This window comes from Streptomyces sp. NPDC090045 (assembly GCF_044747975.1).
Lineage (GTDB): Bacteria > Actinomycetota > Actinomycetes > Streptomycetales > Streptomycetaceae > Streptomyces.
Genome location: NZ_JBIVFA010000009.1, coordinates 211,300 through 232,045, shown reverse-complemented (window position 1 = coordinate 232,045; position 20,746 = coordinate 211,300). Strand labels below are relative to the sequence as shown.

Here is a 20,746-nt window from a genome sequence, read left to right as displayed (position 1 = left end):
TTACTACGTATCAACGACATCGCCGCGGATGTCGAGAGGCGCGGACGCGCCTCGTCCCCGTCACCCGCCCGGACCAGCCGGGCGGCCGGTCAGCCGCGCCGCACCAGGGGGAACGGGAGGGTCTCGCGGATCGTCAGGCCCGTGAGGAACATGACCAGCCGGTCCACCCCGATGCCCAGGCCGCCCGTCGGCGGCATCGCGTACTCCAGCGCGTCCAGGAAGTCGTTGTCGAGCTCCATGGCTTCCGGGTCGCCGCCGGCCGCGAGCAGGGACTGGGCGGTGAGCCGGCGCCGCTGCTCGACGGGGTCGGTCAGCTCCGAGTACGCGGTGCCCAGTTCGGTGCCGAAGGCGACCAGGTCCCAGCGCTCGGCGAGCCGCGGGTCCTTGCGGTGCTGGCGGGTGAGCGGGGAGACGTCCGTGGGGAAGTCCTTGTAGAAGGTGGGCAGTTCGGTCTTCTCCTCCACCAGCCGTTCGTACATCTCCAGGACCACGTCGCCGCGGGTGTCCTCGGGGGCGTGCGGAACGGCGGCCCGGTCGCACAGCCTGCGCAGGACGTGCTCCTCGGTGTCGGCGTCGACCTCCTCGCCGAGGGCCTCGCCGATGGCCCCGTACATGGTCTTGACCGGCCAGGGTCCGGAGATGTCGTGGACGAGGAGCTTCCCGTCCGCACCCGCCTTGTGGGCGATCGGGGAGCCGAAGGCGGCGGTGGCGGCGCCCTGGATCAGTTCGCGCGTGAGGTCGAGCATCACGTCGTAGTCGGCGAAGGCCTGGTAGGCCTCCAGCATGGTGAATTCGGGGTTGTGCTTGTAGGAGACGCCTTCGTTGCGGAAGGTGCGGCCCATCTCGAAGACCTTCTCCATGCCGCCGACGCACAGCCGCTTGAGGTACAGCTCGGGTGCGATGCGCAGGTACAGGTCGAGGTCGTAGGCGTTGATGTGGGTGCGGAAGGGCCGGGCGTTGGCGCCGCCGTGGATCTGCTGGAGCATCGGGGTCTCGACCTCCAGGTAGCCGCGCTCCAGCAGCCCTTGGCGCAGGGCCTGGACGGCACTGGACCGGGCCCGTACGACGTCCCGTGCCTCGGGGCTCGCGACGAGGTCGAGGTAGCGGCGCCGGACCCGGGCCTCGGGGTCGGCGAGTCCCTTGCGCTTGTCGGGCAGGGGGCGCAGGCACTTGCCGGTGAGCTGCCAGGACCGGACCAGGAGGGAGGGCTCGCCGGCCTTGCTGACACCGGCCTCGCCGCTCACGAGGACCTGGTCGCCGAAGTCGACCTGGGAGGTGAAGGAGTCCAGCACCTCGCTCCCGGATTCGTCGCGGGTCAGGATCAGCTGTATGTCCCCTGACCAGTCGCGCAGGACGGCGAAGACCACGCCGCCCAGGTCGCGTACGACCATCACGCGCCCGGCGAGGGTGGCCTGTTCGCCGGACCGGGCGCCGGGCGGGAGGCCCGGGTGGGCGGCCTTCAGCTGGGCGGTGGTGTGGGTGCGCGGGCGGATTCCCACCGGGTAGGGGTCGGTGCCGGCCGCCCGGATGCGTTCCAGTTTGGCGTGGCGGACGCGGACCTGCTCGGGCAGCCGCTCGGCGGCGGCGAGGCCCCCGCCCTCCTCCCCCACCGCGTCCAGCCCCAGGGAGTCGATGGAGGGCAGCCCTTCGGTGGTGACGGGGTTGGTGAGTCCCTTGGGGTGGGCGTTGCCCCACAGGGTGCGCAGGCTGGGTACGGAGACGAAGCCCTCGGCGATGCCGGAGGCGAGGCTGACCCGGGCGAGCGAGCCGGCGTCCTGGTAGCAGAGGAAGCGGGGGTACCACTCGGGCCCGTACTTGACGTTCGAGCGGTACAGCGCCTCAAGCTGCCACCAGCGGGAGAAGAACAGCAGCAGTCTGCGCCACAGTTTGAGGACGGGGCCGGCGCCGATCCGGCCGCCCTCCTCGAAGGCGGAGCGGAAGACGGCGAAGTTCAGGGAGATCCGCCGGACGCCCAGGCCGGGGGCCGCGGCGCACAGCTGGGCGACCATGAACTCCATGACCCCGTTCGGTGCGGTGCGGTCACGGCGCATCAGGTCGAGGGAGATGCCGTCCTTGCCCCAGGGGACGAAGGAGAGCAGGGCGATCAGCTCGCCCTGCGCGTCGAAGGCCTCGACCAGCAGGCAGTCCCCGTCGGCGGGGTCGCCGAGCCGGTCCAGGGCCATGGAGAAGCCGCGTTCGGTCTCGGTGTCCCGCCAGCGGTCCGCCCGGTCGACGATGGTCTGCATCTCGTCCTCGGAGAGGGCCGAGTGGCGGCGGATGAGGGTGGTGGCACCGGCCCGCTTGACCCGGTTGACGGCCTGGCGGGTGACGCGCATGTCCCGGCCGTCGAGGTCGAAGTGGGCGACCTGCAGGATGGCCTCGTCGCCGAGCTGCAGGGCGCTGAGTCCGGAGCGGGCGTAGGCGGTGGCGCCGTCCTCGGAGGCGCCCATGACGGCGGGCTGCCAGCCGTAGCGGCGGGCCACGGTCAGCCAGGCGTCGACGGCCGGGGTCCAGGCGGCGGGGTCGCCCACCGGGTCCCCGCTGGCGAGGCAGACGCCGGCTTCGACGCGGTAGGTGACGCCGGCCTTGCCGTTGGGGGCGAAGACCACGGCCTTGTCGCGCCGGGTGGCGAAGTAGCCGAGCGAGTCGTTGCGTCCGTAGGCGCCGAGGAGGGCGCGGATGCGGGGTTCCTCGTCCCCGTGCAGGGCGGCGGTCAGCCGCTGGGAGCGGAAGAGGGTGGCGGCCGCGTTCAGCAGGGCGAGGGCGCCGAAGAGGCCGAGCAGGAAGGAGAGCGGGCGGGGCGGGCGGCCGTCGAACTGGCGGGCGGAGAAGAGGCCGCCGAAGACCTCCTTGGCGGCCCAGTCCAGCCACTGGCCCTTGGGCAGCGTGCCGGGGAAGAGGGCGACGAGCCCCCAGCCCACGAGGACGGCGGCGAGCAGGCCGAGGCCCAGCACGAACAGGGCGTGCCACAGGGCCCCGGGCCGGGAGGCGGCGTAGAACTCGTCGCGGGCGGCGATCAGCACGGCCATGGCGGCGACGGCGATGGCCATGGAGGGGACGCCGATCCAGTAGTCGCCGACGGCCATGTCCAGCACGTCGTCGAGGATCAGCAGGGCCAAATAGGTGATGACGATCCACCAGGCGACCTTCTTGCGGGTGCCGAGGGCCGCGGCGAGGAGGAAGAGGAACACGGCGTAGGCGAGGTTCGCGCTGACCGGGACGACGATCAGGTCGAGGAACCGCACGACGTGGCGCAGGAGCCGCCGCAGCGTCGGGGAGAGCGAGAGCAGCGCGCACAGCAGGCCGAGGGCCCCGAAGAACGCGCCGAACCCGTCCGGCACCCGGTTCAGGAAGCGGTTCCGGGTCCCGCGCGTCTCCTCCACGGTGGCACTCATGGTTCGCACTGTAGGGAGGGCCGCGCCGGTGCGCGCGCCGAGCGGAACGGGGCATCGCCTAACCTCGGCAGGGTGACGGAGTACGTGAACACGGGATTCGAACGCGGTACCGACGGACCGAAGGTGATCCTGGCCGGGGTCGACGGGTCCGAGTCCTCACTGCGGGCGGCGGCCTACGCGGCGGGGCTGGCCCGGCGGCAGAACGCGCTGCTGGCGCTGGTGTACGTCCAGCCGGTGATGCCGGCCGGGGCGGCGCTGGGCGCGCCCGTGGCCGACACCACCGGGGAGATCGCGGAGGGCCTGGTGGCCGAGATCCGCGCGTCGGCGGAGCGGCTCAAGGGCGTCTACGAGGTGCGCTGGCAGTTCCACACCTTCCGCGGCGATGCATACACCGGGCTGGTGAGCGCGGCGGAGGAGCTGATGGCGGACGCGGTGGTGGTCGGCGCCTCCGAGCAGGCCGGCCACCGCATCGTGGGCTCGGTGGCGATCCGCCTGGTCAAGGCGGGCCGCTGGCCGGTGACCGTCGTCCCGTAGAACGGCCCGGGAACCGGCCTCAGGCCGGCTTGCGCCACACGGAGATGTGCTTCGCGGAGTCCTGGGTGAACGGCGCCCCGTCCCAGTCCGCGACGCGGCGTTCCCGCTCGAGCCCGGCGATCCGTGCCATCAGGTCGAGCTCTGCCGGCCAGGCGTAGCGGTGCCGGGAGTGGTCGCGGCGGTAGCGGCCGTCCTCGCCTTCGCCCTCGCGGGTGAAGTGGTGCGAGACGAGAATCTGCTCGACGAGGTCGAAGGTGTCGAAGCCGAGATGCTGCTCGGAGACGTCGAACGGCACCGCGACCTGGCCGGGCGGCAGGAACCGCAGCGGCGGCACCCCCAGCTCGATGACGAACCGGCCGCCGGGCGCCAGATGACGTGCGGCGTTGCGGAAGCACTCGACCTGCTCGTCCTGCGTGAGCAGGTTCGTGATGGTGTTGTAGACGAGATAGACAAGGGTGAACTCGCCGGGGACGACGGTGGTGGCCATGTCCCCGATGACCACCGGGAGCGTGCCCTCGTCGATCTTGCGCCGCAGCACCCCTGCCATGTGCTCGGACAGTTCGATGCCCACCACCGGCACGCCGCGTTCCCGGAGCGGGACGCCCACCCGTCCGGTCCCGATGGCGAACTCCAGTGCCCGGCCGTCTCCGGCGAGCTCGGCGAGGAAGGCGAGGGTCGGTCCGAGAACGGCGGCCGAGGAGGTCCCGGCCTCCTCGGCGTCGTAGCGGTCGGCGGTCTCACGGGTCCACAGCTCACTGCTCGTCACGGGCGGCCACTCTGCCGGGTGCCGAGGGGCGCTGTCGACGCATTTGCTTCCCCCCCTCCTACTGGGCGAGGGTGAGGCCGTCCTTGGCGGCGCCCCGGCTGAGCACGGCCTCGATGATCTCCTCCCGGGCGCTCTCGTGGTCGTCCCGGTCGGAGGGCCGTGCGAGGTTGACGACCCGGCCGGCGGACAGGTCCATCATCTGCGGCACGAACTCGGCCTTGGTGACCTGCCAGCGCTGCCCGGCGGCGGCAGGCGGGGCGAAGGTGAAGCGGCCGATCGAGCCGTAGTTGCCCCGCATGTCGCGAGCGCCCGTGTAGTTGAACATCTCGCCCGCGACCTGGTCGCCCATGCCGTAGATGATCCAGGTCCCGTTGACCTTCTCGTAGGGCTGCGGGATGTGCGCGTGCGTGCCGAGGATCATGTCGATGTCCGGCCGGCCGCCGCTCTGCGAGGCGGTCAGCGCCTTGCCGAGCGAGAGCTGGGTCTCGTCCGGTTCGGTCTGCCACTCCGTGCCCCAGTGCACGCTCACCAGCACCACGTCCGCGCCCGCCTTCCGGGCGGCCCGCGCATCCGCGATGATCTTGTCCTGCTTCATCAGGTTGACCGCCCACGGCTGGCCCTCGGGCAGCGGGTAGCCGTTGGTGTCGTAGGTGTACGCGAGGTGCGCCACCTTGGCGGAGCCCGCCGTGTACGTGGTCACCGTGGCCGCCTCGGCCGCCGTACGGGCCGAACCGGCGTGCTTCAGCCCGACCTTGTCGAAGCGGTCCAGCGTGCGGCGCAGCCCCGCGGCCCCGTCGTCGAGGGTGTGGTTCGAGGCCGTCGAGCAGCCGTCGTATCCGGCGTCCTTCAGCCCGTCGGCGACCTCCGGCGGGGACTTGAAGGCCGGGTAGCCGGAGAACGGTCCGCCCTCCTCCCCGTAGATGGTCTCCATGTGGCAGAGGGCCAGGTCGGCCGCGGAGACCACGGGCTTGACCCCGGAGAACATCGGCTTGAAATCGTAGCCGTCGCCGCCCGCGTCGTTCGACGCGCGCTGGATGACGGAGTTGTGCGGCAGTACGTCCCCGCTCGCGACCAGGGTGAAGCCCTGGCCGGCCGGGGATCCGGCGGCGCTGGAGGGGGCCGGTCCGTCGCTGTTCCCGAGGCGGGCGGGTGCGGGGGCGCCGCTGCCCGAGCATCCGGCGGCGGCCGCGGACAGGAGGAGGGCCGACAGGAGGGCGACCGCCTGGGGCAGGGTTCGCTTGGTCATCTACCCAGCTCTCATTAGTACGACTATCTGATATCCGATCACCTGCAATCCATAGAAGTCGACGCCGCAAGTCAAGGAGCGGATCCGGACACGGGCACCGGGCCCACCCCAACGGCGGACACCCGCGGCGCCTCCTGCCGTTCGCCGCGCCGTTCGACCGTTCACCGCCCGCCACGGCCGCCCGGCGGACGACCCGGTGCCTTGGGCGCATCGCCGCGGCGGGACGGTTCCCGGGCGGCTCGCCGCAGGTCAGGGTGGACGCGACGCCTCCCCTGCGGACCCCGTACGGACCCCCGGCAGCCCCCACGCATCTCGGAAGGAGCCCCTCGTGCCGCTCTCCCCCGCCCTCCCGCACACGGACCCCGAGGCGCTGGCCGAACTCCAGCGCGATCACGGGCGGGCCCTGTTCGGTTTCCTGCTCGGCCTCACCGCGGGGGACGCCCAGCGCGCGGAGGACCTCGTACAGGAGACCCTCGTACGGGTCTGGCAGCACCCGGAGGCCCTGGCGAGCGGGCACGAGTCCATGCGGCCGTGGCTGTTCACGGTGGCCCGGCGGCTCGCCATCGACGCCCGCCGGGCCCGGCTGTCACGGCCGCTGGAGGTGGAGGCGGAGGGACTGGAGCAGGCGCCCGCCCCCGACGACGCGGTGGCCGGATCGGTCACGGCGATCGACGTCCGGCGGGCCGTGGGGTCCCTGGGGCAGGAGCACCGCGAGGTGCTGATGCAGGTCTACTTCCGGGACCGGTCGGTGGCGGAGGCCGCCGCCGAACTCGGCATCCCGGCCGGCACCGTCAAGTCCCGTACGTACTACGCCCTTCGCGCCCTGCGGAAGGGACTCCAGGGGTACGGCTACGGCCTCGGAGCGTGAGGTTCCGGCGCGTGCGGACTTCGGGGCAACGGGTCCGGGAAGGCCGTGAAGGGACGCGGACCGGACAAAAAACGCAGGGATTTGGGCATAAGTGCGTCCAAGTTGCGTAAACATCCCCCGCTGCGTGAGCCGCGCGGTGAAGGCTCGGGACTGACGACGACGACGCGCACGACGCGTGGGAGAAGGTGGAACGGTGCAGCCCGAGGGTATGAACGGCACCAGTGACGGCGGGCTCGCGGTGCCCATGGCCTGGCTCTACGCCGAATACATCGCGGACGAACTGCTGCGTACGGGCCGGCTGATCCCGGTCAGCACCCTGGAGTTCCGGGCCGGACGCGACACGCTCGCCCTGACGATCTACCTCTCGGACGCCGCCGGCGAGCTCTCCGGGATCCGCGTGGTCTCGCAGCTCGACGAGTGGATGTCGCTGACGGCGTACGGACACCCCTGGCGCGACTGGGTGCACACGCGGTTCCTCGCGCTGGGCGAGGAGGCCAGGGAGCGCGACCGCGGTGAGGACCCCGACCTGGAGCTGGCCCGGGCGGCGTGGCGCTGGCTGGACCGCACCGAGCTCTTCGCCACCAATCTCGACCCCGGCCGGCACGGCCACGCCGACACCCCGCCGGGACTGGACGAGAACGCGCGGGTGTGGACCCCGGCCTGGCAACTCGGGCTGCCGCTGGGCCACTTGGCGATGCACCTGTTCTGACGCCGCTACGGGGAACGTTCGGCGGGGTCCGTCACCAGGCCGGTGAAATCGGCCTCGTTGCGCTCCGCCCGGGTGACGTACCACCGGGCGATGAGCCACATCACCGGATACACCAGCAGGCCGAGCGCCGCCCACACCAGCGGCCCCGAAGCGGCCCGCGGCAGTACGAACACCAGCGGCAGCGTCCCGACCAGCGCCGCGAGCGCCGCCAGCGCCCCCAGCCCGGCGCGCAGCTGGCTGCGCATCAGCGCCCGTACGTAGGTGGCCCCCAGGGTGGTCTGCTCGGATATCTCCGAGCGGGCCGGGGCATGTGCGGGCGGCCGGCGCCGGGCGCCCCGCGGCACCCCGGTGACGATCTCGCGCCGGGGCGGCGCCTGCTGCTGCTCCTCCGCCATGGCGTGGGAGTCTACGCAGCGCCCCGCTATTTGAGGAGACGTGACAGCCGCCGGTCGGCCAGCGGCTTGCCGCCGGTCTGGCAGGTGGGGCAGTACTGGAGCGAGGAGTCGGCGAAGGACACCGAGCGCACGGTGTCCCCGCACACCGGGCACGGCTCCCCGTCCCGGCCGTGCACGCGCAGCCCGCTCTTCTTCTCGGCCTTGAGCGCGCCGGCGGCCACGCCGTGCGCCCGGGCGACGGCCTCGCCCAGGGTGGTGCGCACGGCCTCGTAGAGGTGGGTCACCTGGTCGTCGTCGAACGAGGCGGCCAGCTTGAAGGGGGAGACCTTCGCCGCGTGCAGGATCTCGTCGCTGTACGCGTTGCCGATGCCCGCGAGGACGCTCTGGTCGCGCAGCACGCCCTTGATCTGGCGCCGTTCCCCGTCGAGCAGTGCGGCGAAGGCGTCCCGGTCGAAGTCCTCGGCCAGCGGGTCGGGGCCGAGGCGGGCGATGCCGGGGACCTCCCGGGGGTCGTGGACCACGTAGACGGCGAGGCGCTTCTGGGTCCCGGCCTCGGTGAGGTCGAAGCCGCCGCCGCCCTCCAGTACGACGCGCAGCGCGAGCGGCCCCTTGCCGGGGCGCGGCGGCTGCGCGGGCAGGGTGTCCTGCCAGCGCAGCCAGCCGGCCCGGGCCAGGTGGGTGACGAGGTGGAGCCCGCCGATCCGCAGGGCCAGGAACTTGCCGTACCGGGCGGTGGCGCCGGCCGGCTGTCCTTCGAGGGCGGACAGCGGCGGGTCGTACGTCTTGAGCACGCTGACGGCGAGCGGGAGGACGCGCTGGACCACCCGCCCGGTGAGGTGCTCGTCGAGGTACTCCCGCAGGGCCTCGACCTCGGGCAGTTCCGGCATGGGTCCAGCCTGCCGCCGCCTCAGGCGAAACGCGAGCTGGGCACGGGCCCCGGTGACGCGACCCGGTCGCGGGGCGCCGAGAGCCACCCGGTGCGGACCCCCGTCACGAACGCCCGGAAGGCCTCGTCCGGGTCGGCCGGGGTGGCACCGTCGCCCTCGTCCGGGGCCGGGTCGGCCGCGGCGATCCCGGCGGCGATCTCCGCCTCGGGCCGGTCGTCGTCCTGCCACGGCGGGGCGACGTACTGGCAGAGCAGCGCGCTGGAGTCGGCGCTCACCGCGGGCGGATCGGTCCAGCAGGTGGCGTGCTCGTGGAGGATCTGGCCGTCGGCGCGCTCCCGCAGCGTGCGCACGAGTTCCTGGTCGGCCGCGTTCAGGTCGTAGGCGACGACGAGGGTGTCGCCGCGGTTGGGTTCGTACGGGACGGCGGGCAGCCCGAGCACGCGGGCGGCGGCGAGCCCGAGGATCCGGTCGGACCGGCCGGGGAGCAGCGAGACGGTGGCGGGGGTGCGCCCGGCGGCCTCCAGCGCTTGCGCGAGCCGGGCCAGGCCGCGGCGGCACTGTTCGGGGCTGTCGCCGAGGTAGGCGTACCGGCCGGTCATCCCGGCGTCCCAGCCGTACGGGGACAGGGTGCCGAGCAGGCCGCCGGTGAGCCCGTAGTGCCAGCCGCGCAGGTCGGCCGCGCCGAGCGGATCGGAGTGCCCCGCGGCCTCTTGGGCCCTTCGGGACCGGCCACTGCGCAGCACCTGGCGCGCCTGGCGCTCGCGCGCGCCCGACCACTGGGGGTCCTCGGGGGCGGGCAGGTCGTGCAGCAGCCGCTCCGCGGCGTCCAGGTCCCCGGCCAGCAGGGTGTGGTGGACCAGCAGGTACGTCTCGGGCCAGGCGGGCAGCCGGTCGCCGCGGCCGGAGAGCAGCGCGGCGGCCTCGGTGTGGCGGTGCTCGTCCTCCAGGGCGGAGACCAGCTCGGCGAGGAGCGGCCGCGAGTCGGGAAGCAGCCGGAGCGCCTCGCGCAGGGGCGCGACGGCCAGGAAGGCGACGCCGCGCTCCACGCAGGCGTAGCCGAGGTCGTAGAGGGCCTGCGGTTCGCCGGCTCGCTCGGCGGCGGCCCCGGCGGCGTCGGCCAGGTCGGTGAAGCCGGCACTCTCGGCCAAGGCCCTTGTGGCTGAGGCGAGTTCGGCGACGGGGAGGGTCTCCGCGCGCGGGCGCAGAGAACGCACGGCTCCGGGCAGATCCCCTGCCTTGAGCAGCCGGCGGACGTCTTCCATGGCGATAGTCATCGCCGTCGATCCTCACGGACCGGGCGGCCCCCCGCAACGGACTTTCCGCGTCTGGGCGCGGGTTGGCGCTCCGCGGGACCGGCCACCGGGCTCCGACCCTCGACTCCGCACGTGATCGGCCGAACCGGTCCTGGTAGGTGCGAAGACCCTTGGCCACGAGGGCGTCCCGATCGACGCGGTCCAGCCGGAGTCCTCTGCCGATCGCTTCGATGAACTCGTCGTGGAAGACGAACACATGGTGCCGATGGGCTTCCGGCAAGGACCTTCCGTAGTGGCGCATGACGTACTCGTGCCGCTCGGCCGGCCACGGCGAGTCGTCCATGACGTAGGCCCAGGCCCATCGGCCGGGGCCGGACATCACCGCGCCATTTTCACCGGGGCCCAAAGGTTGTCCATGGAATAGGAACGAGTACCGCGTGCCCGCGTGGGGGGCCGGCGGCCGTCATGGGGTGGGGCAGGGTGGGTTGAAGTCGACCGCCGTGAAGTACTGGGCCCATTGGGCTCTGGTGATCCGGGGGTACGCGCCGGCGCAGATGCGGGTGGCGACCCGGTCCAGGCCCGTGTCCCGCAGCCGAATCGTGAAGTCGTTGCCGCCGGTGGCCAGGGTGTGGCCGTCCGGGCTGAACGCCACGGCCGGTACGGGGTTCGCGTGGCCGGTGAGGGCGGCGGGAGCGGCCGCACCGCTCAGGTCCCAGAGCAGCGCCTTGCCGTCCGCGGCGCCGGCTGCCAGCCGGCGGCCGTCCGCGTCGAAGATCACCGTGTAGAGCCAGGAGCCGGACCCCGGCAGCTGCGTCACCTTCGCCGGGTGGCTGATGTCGCTGACGTCGATCAGCCAGACCGTCTTGTCCGTACGGTGGAAGGCGGCCAGCCTCCGGTTGTCGGGGCTGAACACGCCGCCGGTCAGCGGATCGGACCGGAACGGGGACGGCAATTCCCGGGGGTTGCGCGGTGCGCCGACGTCCCAGAACCTCAGCGAACCCGACTCGCCGGTGCTCGTCACCAGCGTGCGGCCGTCCGGCCGGAACGAGGCCATCGTGACGTGCGGCCCGTCCTCGGCGATCCCGCTCAGGCGCCGGGGGTTGCCGGGATCGGTCAGGTCCCACAGTCCGGCCGTGTCCTGTGCCCAGACGGCCAGCAGGTGGCCGCCCGGGGCGAAGGCGGTGCCGGCGACTTCGCCGCCGTCGGGGCTGATGACCGATGTCTGCCGGGGCTTGCGGGGATCGGTCACGTCCCAGACGCGGGCGGTGCCGTCCTCGCTCGCCGTGACGAGGGTGCGCCCGTCCGGACTGAACGTCACGCACCGGACGAACCTGGTGTGCCCGTGCAGGACCGACAGCGGCCACAGCGCCCGGCCGCCGGTGACCTGCCACAGCCGTGCGGTGCCGTCCCAGCTGGCGCTGGCGAGCAGGTGGCCGCCGGGGCCGAACGCCAGGGACGTGACCACGTCGTCGTGGGTCGCGAGCGACAGATCCCGCAGGTCGAGGAGCCGGTCGGAGGTGGCGAGCACGCGGCCGTCCGGGCTGAACGCGGCTTGGTAGAACCCGCCCTGAAGCGTACTGGTCCGCTTCGGGGCGGTCCGGGCGGCGAGATCCCAGAACTGGGTGGACCCGCCGACCGAGACGAGCGTGCCGCCGTCCGGGCTGAACGCCACCGACCAGACGATCGCAGGATGGACGGGCAGGACGGCCAGTGGCTGCGCTCGCCGGCTACTGGAGACGTCCCAGACCCGTGCGGTGCGGTCCCAGCTCCCGGTCGCCACGGTCCGGCCGTCCGGGCTGAAGGCGGCCGAGGTCACGGTGTCGGTGTGTCCGCGCAGGACGTCGAGGAGGAGCGGATGCGCGGGGTCGTCGACATCCCACAGTCGGGTGGTGGTGTCGCCGGTCGTCGCCACCGTGCGGCTGTCCGGGCTGAACGTCACCGAGGTGACCGTGGCGGAGTGACCGGGCAAGGTGGCCAGCAGCCGCGGCTCGCGGGGATCGTGCACGTTCCACAGCCGCGTCGCACCGTCGGTGTGACCGGTGGCGATGAGGCCGCCGCTTGGGCGGTACGCCACCCACGTCGGCGCGGAGTGCTGGTCCGGCAGGGTGCTCAGCTCGGCGGGCGCACGCCGGTCGGTCACGTCCCACAGCCGTACGGAGCGTTCGCTCGCCGTGGCCAGGACCCGGCCGCCGTCGTCGAAGGCCACCGACATCAGCCGCTCCGGCTGGTCCACGACGGCCAGCTGTACGGGGTGGTGGGCGTCCCCGACGTCCCACAGCCGGGCCGTGCGGTCCCAGCTCGCGGTGGCCAGGACCGTGCTCTTCGGGGCGAAGGAGACCGAGACCACGTCGGAGGTGTGGCCGGTGAGCCGACTCGTGTACGGCGTCGCGAAGGTGCTCATGAGCTGGTCGCGGACGTCGCCGGTGGCTGCCAGCCGGTACGCGGCCAGGTTCAGCTGCGCGGCGAGCGAGGGGTTGTGCTGCCGCACCTCGGCCGCGTCCGCGGCGGCCTTCCGCGCGATGGCCACGTTGCGCTGCCGGAGGACGGAGTCGCGCGAGTCGACGGCCAGCCCGCCCGCGGTCGCCGCGATCACCACCAGCACGGTGAGCAGCGTGACCAGCTGCCGCAGGCGGACCGTCCGTCGCCTGACCGCCGCGATCTCGCCGGCTTGCGCCTCCCGGCTCGCGTCGAGGAAGCGCCGTTCCTTGCAGGTCAGCCGGGTGTCGTCCGCGGCGGCCAGGTCCAGCGCCGCGGCCAGGCGGGCACCCCGGTACAAGGCGTGCGGGTCGCGGTCCTGCACCTCCCAGCCGGCGGTCGCGTCGGTGAGCTGCCGGTGCAGGAGCAGCCGGTCCCGGTCTTCGGTCAGCCAGCCGCGCAGCCTCGGCCAGCACCGGATGATCGCCTCGTGGGTGATCTCGACGCACCCCTCGTCCAGCGTCACGAGCCGTTGCCGGGCGAGGGATTCGAGCACGTGCACGATGTCGGGGCCCGGGTCCAGCTCGTCCCGGGTGATCCGGCGCCTGGTGTCCTCCGTACCGTCGCCCAGCGCGGTCAGCCGCAGGAACAGCGACCTGGCGAGGTCTTGCTGCACCGGCGACAGGGCCCCGTAGGCGGCCTCCGCGGTGTGCGCGAGCGCGTGCTGGATTCCGCCGGCCGCCAGATAGCCCTCCAGGGTCAGGCGGCTGCCGCTGCGCCGGCGCCAGGTCTCCACCATCGCGTGCGACACCAGTGGCAACGCGCCCGGCTGACCGGTCGCGTCCGCGACCACGGCTGCCAGCAGCGGGCCGGTCACCGTGCAGTCGGCGAGCACGGCCGGCCGGGTGATGGCCTCGCGCAGCTCCTGGCTGCTCATCGGACCGACCGCGATCTGCGCGTCGCGGATCGCCTCGACCAGCCGGGAGTCCTGGACGCAGTGGCCGTAGAAATCGGCGCGCACGCCGAGTACCACCCGGGTCCGGCTGGTCGCCGCCGTGGCGGCCGCGAGCAACAGGGCGATGAACGCGCCTCGTTGGTCGCGGTCCCCGCAGAGGGTGAAGACCTCCTCGAACTGGTCGACCACGATCAGCGTGTCGACGTCCGGTGTCCGGTCGAACATGGCCTGCCGGATGCGCAGGTGCAGCGCCAGGGGATCGTCCAGCAGCTCGGTCACCAGCGCGCCGGGGGCCTCTCCCGTCGCCGCGGCCAGGTGGATCGCGCACTCCTCCACGGGATGCGGGCCCGGCGTGAACAGCATGACCGGCGACCCCGCCGCCCGTGTGCGGGCGACGAGCCCCGCCCGCAGCAAGGAGGATTTCCCCGATCCGGAGGGCCCGAAGACGGCCAGGAAGCGGCGGTCGCGCACCTTCGCGAGCACCTCGCCGGTCAACCGCTCGCGCCCGAAGAAGCGATCGGCGTCTTCCGGTTGGAATGCCGACAGCCCCGCGTACGGCGCGCTCTGGCGGTTGGTCTCCCCGGGCTCGTCGCGTGGTGCGCTCGCCGCGATCTCGGCGGCGAGCGCGGCAGCGATCTCGGCAGCGACCGCGTGCCATCGGGTTTCCCACGCGCGGCGGTCGCCCTGGCACGCCTCGACATAGGCGAGCGTGACGGCGAGGCTGGGAAACGTGTGTCCGCCCGCGGCGTCCGACAGTGTCGTGGACGAATAGTGCGCCCGTTTCGCCAGTGCCCGGTAGGGCGGCCGTCCCGCCGCCTCGCGCAGCTTCCGTAGGTCTGCCGCAAACCGTGTCAGCGGACCGGAGTCCAGGTCGAGCGGGCGTTCGGGGCGTGGCATTGCCTTCCTCTCCGCGTCCTTCCGCGTCTTCGCGCGTCTCTCCGCAGCCGTGTTGGGTGGTGTTTGTCCAGCTTTTGATGTCCGGAATCCTCGTTCCGGCGCCGGACAACGACCGGCGGCTAGACAAGGGCCAGCGCAACCGCGCAACAGCGATCGGAAGGGGAAATCATGAGGTCCGTGCGACGACTGATGCTGCTGGCGGCGATCACCGGGCTGCTGGCCGGCCCTGTCTTGACGGGTTCGCCCGCCTATGCCGCGGCGCCGCTGCTCAAGTCCAACCTGAACGGAAGGTGCGCCGACATCTTCATGTTCCATCAGGAGAACGGCGCCTCCACCGTGACGTGGGACTGCCACGGCGGCACCAACCAGCAGTGGTACTGGGACGGTGAGCAGATCCGTTCCAGCATGAACGGAAAGTGCCTGGAGATCTACGGCCCGCATCTGGGCGACCAGGGCTCGGTGAGCATGTGGGACTGCAACGGCGGTCTCCACCAGAGGTGGTACCGGAACGGGAGCGAGCTCCGTAACCGGGTGAACGGGAAGTGCCTCGACATCCTGGCCGGCCGGCCTGACATCGGCCAGCTCCTGGTGAGCTGGAGCTGCAACGGCGCGCGGAGCCAGAGCTGGGACTTCTGAACGCCCGCCCGGCCCGGCACATCACGTGCCGGGCCGGGCAGGGCAGGGCCGAGCAGGGCAGGCGCCCAAGGGAAGTCGGCTGTCAGTGGCCCGCTTCAGGGTGGCGTGCAACCGCTGGGTCAATGCGGTGGCGAGCACGGTCCTGAACGGCCGTGCGATCGCCGTCACCGGGGGCTCGGACGACACGATGCGGGGGTGGGACCTGGCCGGTCGGGAGCCGGCCGGACAGGTGGTGGACGGCCCGTGGGCCTCGGGAGGCCAGGCCGTGACACCAGGAGGCAGACTGCTGGTCTCCTCCTCTGCGGGACTCGCCGCGCTCACCCACCGCCGACAAGCCGGAGGGAGCCAGGCCCGGGCGGACCGGACTGGCCTTGTCAGTACCGGAACAGCACTCCGCGCCAGGTCCATCCCGCGTTGAGGACCATGGTGCGCAGAGGATCCCGCACGTCCCGCGTGTCGAAGCGCAACGTCTCGACCTTGTGCCGACGGCCGTCGGCACCACGCTGGAACTCCCACTGCCGGTACACCTTGAAGCCCCCGCGGCCGTACTGCTGACCCGATTCGTGCGACGGCTCCCACCGCTCCTCCAGCACGAGCACCTCGTGCTGCGCCGGCACCAGGCGCATGCGGGTCTTGAGCCTCAGCTTCGCCTTCGGAATCTCGCACTCCGCCACCAGGTCGGCCTTCTCCTTGGGCAAGGCATGGCGCACGCTGAACGGCACGTTGCGGCCGTTGAGCGCGAGCAGCGCCTCCCTGAGCTCGATGGTGGGCAGGGGTCTGACACCGCTGTCGGGGTACTTGGTGCCGGTCCACTTGTCCCAGAGACGGCCCATCGTCACACCCCCGCCCCGGTGTCCGCGCGCACCGTGCGCACGAAGTCCTGGAACTCTCCCAGGACTCTGTCGCGCTGAGCCTTGGTGTGCGGGGCGGCCTCCGGAGTGGCAGCGACGAGCCGGCCCTCCGGCATCGGCACCGGCAGTGTCGTGGGCATCTCGGGCCCTCCTTCCACGAAAACGAGCATCAGTCGAGCATCCAGTCCTTGAAATCGCCAGCAGCGGCGTCGGGTGGTGCCAGCACCTGATCCCACAGGTTGCCCCCGTCCGCCCACGTCCACAGCCAGTGGCGCAGCGACGGCATCGCGTGCCGCAGGCCGTCGTGAGGATCCTGCCCCCGGTCCGGTACCCAGCCGTCGGCATCCCAGAGCAGCACCGGGTGATCAACCGCAATCAGCGAGACGTACCACTCCATGGTGCAGCCAGCACCCGTCAGGAAGAACCACGACGCCGACGCCCCCCACCCCGGCCGATCGGTGTGCATGGTCGTCGCGCACGGCCAGTCCGGTACCTGCCAGTGCGGAACGCGGCGCGGCGTCAGCGATGCAAGGCCGCCCTCCGGTCCGAACCCCCCGTCACCGATCTCGGTGTAGAGGCGCCGGAGCAACCGGGGCAGCCGATACCCGAGCGTCCGTTCCGCGCGCTCGACTTCGGCCATCGCAAGCGGCGGAAAAGGCTGGTCCGGTAGGCAGCCCGGGGTAGGCGCCACGTCTTCCGCACCCCACGCAAGGGCGTGCAGCCTCTCCAGAAGCGCGTCGTCATCCGCAGCGGTGCGGTGGGCAGCGTCGGTCACGAGCCGGGACTGTAGTACGCGTGACCGACACCCCTTGGCCCAAGGCCCTGCGCAGGCTCGGACCCTGCAAGGATGCCAGGGACGGTGATGGGGACTTCGGCTCGGCGATGGGTGGATTCAGTGGGACACGGGGGCCAGGAGCAAACCGACTGCAGGACCCGGCTGATGGTTGTTGCCCGGGAGGAACCGTTGCGCTTGTGCTTCGAGCCCTGGGCCAACGAGTACACGGTCCCTGCGGGGCTGAGTGTCATCGTCGAGTTCGGCGACGACGGGCGGCCGGTCGAGGTGGTGCACGAGTCGGACGGGATCACTTTCCACAGTGGCGGGCTCCACCCCGATGTCTGGAGCCTCGACGGCGAGCCCCTTTTCGTACTCAGCGACACCATGCCGGTCTCCCCGGACATGACCAAGTACCTCAAGCCGCTCGGACGGCTCGCACTGCAGCGGGATCGAACTGGACAGGCGGCTCCCTAACCCTCCCCGAGTGCCCGGCACCAACGGCCGCCGCCCGGACCTCCGCCCTGGAGCGGCTCGAGGCGGACCCGGGCACCGCCGCGACGCGGGACGGAGCCCAGGAAGTGCTGCGTGAGGAGATCGAGGCGGATCCGGACTGGGGACGCCGACTCATGGTGTACTTATCGGCCCCTTCGTCACAGAATGTCGGCAGTGTCGTGATCACGGGCAGCCGGGTGTCCGGCAGCCACATCTCCCTCGGTCCGTTGACCGTCAACAACACACCCGGGGGCCGGGCCTTGATCGCCGCGGCGGTGGTGCTGGTCCTCGCGTTGGTCACGCTCGGCACGTACGGGGCCGTGCAGGTCCTCACCTCGGACGGCTCGCCGCGCTCCGCCTCAACCGGAGCAACACCCGGCAATAAGCCTTCGGGGCCGATCGGCGAGGGATCCGGGCCGCAGCCGTCGGGCTCGACCGGGCCGAGCGCCGGTGCGGGAAGCGCCGGTACATCGTCCGGGGCCACGAACGGAGGAGCTGCGTTCCCTACAGAGCGTGAGGCCATGGAGGTTCTTCCCACAGAGGGCGAGGTGCCGTCGCGCCTGGAGGTCCGCCTGCCTCCGAAGGTGACGGCCTCGACAAGCGGCTGCGCCACCGGGGTCGTCACTTACACCGCCGCCGGCGAATACGAAGATCTCGCGACCTTCCGGGCCGAGGCCTGCGGGTCAACGAGAGACGCGGAATTCACGTACGAGTTCAGGGTCAGGCAGCTGGAACACAACGACGGGCTGGCACTCAAGAAGACGACCATGGCGGCTCTCGGCGACGAGCGCGTGAGCTATCAGAGCGAATACGCGGTGGGCCGCAACAAGGGGTCGCACATGATCGTCCGAGTGGGAAGGTTCGTCCTCACCTTGACGTACGGGCCGATCTCCTCCGATGCCGCGTTCCCCCAGGACATCGAGAGCATGATCCGCGCCTTCGTCGAGAACGCGCAGGCCAAACCGGTCGGGTGACCACTCACTGGAGCGGCGTGAAGCGCACCTCGTCGAAGCGTGCAGGTCACCCCGCGATCAGGCACCAGCGGGGCGCCGAAGGGCGGCCGGCTCCACGTCGAGCGCCGCCAGCAGTCGGGCGCTGCGGTTTCCCGGCTCGCTGAGCAGCCGGTCCAGCAGGGCGGAGGTGCCGCCGGCCATCGTGTCCTTGAGCAGCTCGCGCGGCGGCACCGTGTCCTGGCCGAGGTCCGTGCTCGCCATCACCGCACGTACCCGTTGGTGGTCCACCCCGGCCTCGACCAGGACCCGACCCCCGTCGTAGTCGGCTTTCGCCTGTCTCGTCAGGTGCGGGTAGGCCTGCGCGACCGCGTACGTCCGCAGCAGGCCCAGGAGGACATCGTCGGTGCGGACCCTCCCACGGTGCTGTCCGGCAAGCTCCCCGGCCTCCAGGCGTGCCCACAGCACCGGGTGCGCCGCGACGTTGAACGGCGTCACCCTGACCAGCAGCGTCGTCCAGAACTGCCCCAGCTCGCGGGGCTTGTAGCGGCGGCGGCCCACCAGGGCATCGCGCGTGGAGCGCAGCTCCGGCGCGACAGCGTCCGCCACGGCGGGGACCCGTCCCGAACGCACCGCCTGCTGCAGCGCAGCAATGTCCACCCCGCATCCGTTCAGGTAGCTCACCGCCCCGCAGGACGGGTCGTCCAGGATGGCCACCAGCAGATCGGCCGGCGAGCGCTCGATGCCGTGACCGGTCACGGACGGCTGTTCCTGGCACCGGGCGAGCGCCGCTGCCCCGGCCGTGCTGAGCGCGAGCGAGCGGTCCTCCTGCCCGGCCAACGGAACCTCGACCTTTCCTGGTTCCTCGTCCAACCCCCCGACGCCCTGGCGGATCACGTGCGTCGTGAGGTCGTACGGGGCGAGGCACTCCTGAACCCGCTTGTCCTTGCCGATGCAGGCCAGCAGGGTGTGCGTGCTGACGTGGCGCCTTGCGTAGACCGGGCCGAAGGCGGTGAGGAGGGCCTGGTCGGCGCGGAAGTCTGAGGTCATGCGGAAGATCCTGGCCACGGCGCAGGGGTGTTGCATCAGCCGAAGGTCGAAGGCCCGCGCGACGAAAGTCGCCGATGCCGAGCCGGCCAGTTCGCGGTGCGGTCCTTCCGAGATGCCGCCCCCGTCGAGCAGGTAAGTGCGTGCTGCTGGCCTGAAAGCCGGCTGCCGTGCGGCTACTTCAGGAGCCGGAAGCCGGGCTGGCGAGCCCACGCTCTGAGGAATTCTGCTGAGCCGTAGGCGGCGGGCCACGGATCCGTCACCGTCGCGACGATGCCTGGAAGGCCGGTCACGATCGGGATCTGATTCTCAAGAAGTTCGGCATGGGCAACGCCGCCGATCACGTCCATGACAGCGGCGGTGAGCAGGGCCGTGACGACGTGATCGACCGGCCTGTTGCAGAACGCTATGACGTCGACGGCGTGGGTCGGGGTGAAGCCGATCAGTGGCTCCTGGTCGACTTCGTCGGCGTGCTCGGCTTCGAAGATGGCCTCGTCGCCGATGCCGGGTCCCATGAGGGAGACCATGACAGGCCGACGTCCGTCGGTGCCTCCGGTGTCGGCGATGCCGAGGCCTTCCGCGTGAATGTTCAGGTCGTACTCGCCGACCCGCTTCTCTTCAAAGCGAGATGAGGAGCGGACGAGGAGTTCCCGGAGCCGCTGGATGGCCATAGGTGGGACGGGCCCCGCCAGCTCAATCACCAACACCGGTCCGCCCATGACGAGAGCCTAGCCAGCCTGGGCTCCCCTCCCCAACCGATTACGCAGCTGCCCTACCCGCAGACGCCGAGCCTGGACTGTCAGACCCCTGCGGCAGGCTCGCCGACATGGACGAAGACACCATCTGGCGCGGGGTCACCAGGGGATGGTCCCGTCGTCCTCGAAGAACGAACCGCTCGGGCCGCCGTCCGGCAGCGTGGCGAGCCGGATCGCCGTGGCTGCGCCCTGCTCGGGGGTGCGGGGTCCGTGGAAGCCCGTGAAGTCGGTCGCTACCAGACCGGGGCAGGCGGCGTTGATCAGGATGCCCGTGCCGGCGAGTTGGCGGGCGTACTGCACGGTGACGGCGTTGAGGAACGTCTTCGACGGCGCGTAGGCCGCCATGACCGGACCGATCTCGATGTCCGGGTCCGCCTGCCGGGTCAGGGAGCCGACGGCGCTGGAGACGTTGACGATGCGGGGCGACCTGGAGCGCCGCAGCAGCGGCAGCATCGCGTTGGTCACCTGGATGACGCCCAGCACGTTGGTCTCCACCACCGTCCGGACCACGTCGAGATCGAGGCCGGTCGGATCCTGGGCCCACCCCGGCCCCATCTCCCCCGAGATGCCGGCGTTGTTGACCAGGACGTCGAGGCCCCCGGCCTCCAGCTCGACCAGTTCGACGGCCTCGGTGACGCTGCGTCGGCTGGTCACGTCCAGCGGCACGCCAAACGCGTCGACCCCGGCGGCGCGCAGCTTCCCGACAGCGGCCCCGAGCCGGTTTTCGTCACGGGCTCCCACGCCCACGCGGTGTCCCAAGGCGCCCAGACCGGCCGCGATTGCATACCCAATGCCTTTGTTCGCGCCGGTTACCAGCGCGATCTTCGCTTTGCTCATGACATCGATGCTCGCCCTCAGCCGAGCGGAGCGTCCAACACCGAAGCGGTATCCTGCGATACCCACCAGGTATCAGCGCAGGA

Annotated in this window: 19 protein-coding genes; 6 read left to right on the top strand and 13 right to left on the bottom strand. The window is 71.8% G+C overall.

Annotated elements, in window-relative coordinates:
* Positions 1-89: 89 nt before the first annotated feature.
* The gene (gene lysX, locus ACIPYQ_RS24200) at positions 90-3,395 is read right to left on the bottom strand and encodes a bifunctional lysylphosphatidylglycerol synthetase/lysine--tRNA ligase LysX (protein WP_401254718.1); all 3,306 of its coding nucleotides are present in this window, start codon (positions 3,393-3,395) and stop codon (positions 90-92) included.
* A 72-nt stretch (positions 3,396-3,467) separates the two neighbouring features.
* Here lysX and ACIPYQ_RS24195 point away from each other — a divergent pair, with 72 nt between their 5' ends.
* The gene (locus tag ACIPYQ_RS24195) at positions 3,468-3,929 is read left to right on the top strand and encodes a universal stress protein (protein WP_401254715.1); all 462 of its coding nucleotides are present in this window, start codon (positions 3,468-3,470) and stop codon (positions 3,927-3,929) included.
* A 19-nt stretch (positions 3,930-3,948) separates the two neighbouring features.
* On the opposite strand, the gene ACIPYQ_RS24190 is transcribed toward ACIPYQ_RS24195, so the two are convergent.
* On the bottom strand, positions 3,949-4,695 hold the full coding sequence (locus ACIPYQ_RS24190) for a class I SAM-dependent DNA methyltransferase (protein ID WP_401254712.1): 747 nt from the start codon (positions 4,693-4,695) through the stop codon (positions 3,949-3,951).
* Between the two features lie 58 nt (positions 4,696-4,753).
* Positions 4,754-5,941 carry a CapA family protein gene (locus ACIPYQ_RS24185; protein ID WP_401254710.1) on the bottom strand — a complete coding sequence of 396 codons (1,188 nt, stop codon included), beginning with the start codon at positions 5,939-5,941 and terminating at the stop codon, positions 4,754-4,756.
* Between the two features lie 328 nt (positions 5,942-6,269).
* Here ACIPYQ_RS24185 and ACIPYQ_RS24180 point away from each other — a divergent pair, with 328 nt between their 5' ends.
* Positions 6,270-6,809, top strand: a complete 540-nt coding sequence (locus tag ACIPYQ_RS24180; protein ID WP_401254707.1) for a sigma-70 family RNA polymerase sigma factor — start codon at positions 6,270-6,272, stop codon at positions 6,807-6,809.
* Positions 6,810-7,017: 208 nt separating this feature from the next.
* Positions 7,018-7,518, top strand: coding sequence for a hypothetical protein (locus tag ACIPYQ_RS24175; protein WP_361759354.1), 501 nt, complete (start codon positions 7,018-7,020; stop codon positions 7,516-7,518).
* 5 nt (positions 7,519-7,523) lie between these two features.
* Here the strand turns inward: ACIPYQ_RS24175 and ACIPYQ_RS24170 are convergent, their stop codons facing one another.
* From ACIPYQ_RS24170 to ACIPYQ_RS24155, 4 genes are all read right to left on the bottom strand, one after another.
* A complete protein-coding gene (locus ACIPYQ_RS24170) occupies positions 7,524-7,913 on the bottom strand; it encodes a hypothetical protein (RefSeq protein ID WP_361759356.1) in 390 nt (129 codons plus the stop codon).
* A gap of 26 nt (positions 7,914-7,939) precedes the next feature.
* A complete protein-coding gene (locus ACIPYQ_RS24165) occupies positions 7,940-8,800 on the bottom strand; it encodes an Fpg/Nei family DNA glycosylase (protein ID WP_401254702.1) in 861 nt (286 codons plus the stop codon).
* A 20-nt stretch (positions 8,801-8,820) separates the two neighbouring features.
* On the bottom strand, positions 8,821-10,074 hold the full coding sequence (locus ACIPYQ_RS24160; protein WP_401254699.1) for a hypothetical protein: 1,254 nt from the start codon (positions 10,072-10,074) through the stop codon (positions 8,821-8,823).
* A gap of 442 nt (positions 10,075-10,516) precedes the next feature.
* The gene (locus ACIPYQ_RS24155; protein WP_401254696.1) at positions 10,517-14,320 is read right to left on the bottom strand and encodes a hypothetical protein; all 3,804 of its coding nucleotides are present in this window, start codon (positions 14,318-14,320) and stop codon (positions 10,517-10,519) included.
* Positions 14,321-14,497: 177 nt separating this feature from the next.
* Between ACIPYQ_RS24155 and ACIPYQ_RS24150 the strand changes: the two genes are divergently transcribed.
* Positions 14,498-14,956, top strand: coding sequence for an RICIN domain-containing protein (locus ACIPYQ_RS24150; protein ID WP_361759371.1), 459 nt, complete (start codon positions 14,498-14,500; stop codon positions 14,954-14,956).
* 374 nt (positions 14,957-15,330) lie between these two features.
* Here the strand turns inward: ACIPYQ_RS24150 and ACIPYQ_RS24145 are convergent, their stop codons facing one another.
* From ACIPYQ_RS24145 to ACIPYQ_RS24135, 3 genes are read right to left on the bottom strand one after another with little or no spacing between them, the layout of a single operon-like run.
* Positions 15,331-15,789 carry a hypothetical protein gene (locus ACIPYQ_RS24145; protein WP_401254692.1) on the bottom strand — a complete coding sequence of 153 codons (459 nt, stop codon included), beginning with the start codon at positions 15,787-15,789 and terminating at the stop codon, positions 15,331-15,333.
* Between the two features lie 2 nt (positions 15,790-15,791).
* Positions 15,792-15,947 (bottom strand): hypothetical protein, encoded by a 156-nt coding sequence (locus tag ACIPYQ_RS24140; RefSeq protein ID WP_401254689.1) that lies wholly within the window; start codon positions 15,945-15,947, stop codon positions 15,792-15,794.
* Between the two features lie 29 nt (positions 15,948-15,976).
* Positions 15,977-16,582: a hypothetical protein gene (locus ACIPYQ_RS24135; RefSeq protein ID WP_401254686.1), complete on the bottom strand. Its 606-nt coding sequence runs from the start codon at positions 16,580-16,582 to the stop codon at positions 15,977-15,979.
* Between the two features lie 195 nt (positions 16,583-16,777).
* Here ACIPYQ_RS24135 and ACIPYQ_RS24130 point away from each other — a divergent pair, with 195 nt between their 5' ends.
* Positions 16,778-17,056, top strand: a complete 279-nt coding sequence (locus ACIPYQ_RS24130; protein ID WP_401254683.1) for a hypothetical protein — start codon at positions 16,778-16,780, stop codon at positions 17,054-17,056.
* Positions 17,057-17,160: 104 nt separating this feature from the next.
* The gene (locus ACIPYQ_RS24125; protein ID WP_401254680.1) at positions 17,161-18,048 is read left to right on the top strand and encodes a hypothetical protein; all 888 of its coding nucleotides are present in this window, start codon (positions 17,161-17,163) and stop codon (positions 18,046-18,048) included.
* 57 nt (positions 18,049-18,105) lie between these two features.
* Here ACIPYQ_RS24125 and ACIPYQ_RS24120 read toward each other — a convergent pair whose 3' ends face one another.
* The 3 genes from ACIPYQ_RS24120 to ACIPYQ_RS24110 all read right to left on the bottom strand — a co-directional run bounded on the left by ACIPYQ_RS24120 (position 18,106) and on the right by ACIPYQ_RS24110 (position 20,663).
* Entirely contained in the window at positions 18,106-19,074 is a 969-nt protein-coding gene (locus ACIPYQ_RS24120; RefSeq protein WP_401254678.1) for a Clp protease N-terminal domain-containing protein, read from the bottom strand.
* Between the two features lie 173 nt (positions 19,075-19,247).
* Positions 19,248-19,790, bottom strand: coding sequence for a DUF6368 family protein (locus tag ACIPYQ_RS24115; protein ID WP_401254675.1), 543 nt, complete (start codon positions 19,788-19,790; stop codon positions 19,248-19,250).
* 135 nt (positions 19,791-19,925) lie between these two features.
* Positions 19,926-20,663 (bottom strand): SDR family oxidoreductase, encoded by a 738-nt coding sequence (locus ACIPYQ_RS24110; protein ID WP_401254672.1) that lies wholly within the window; start codon positions 20,661-20,663, stop codon positions 19,926-19,928.
* Between the last annotated feature and the right edge of the window lie 83 nt (positions 20,664-20,746).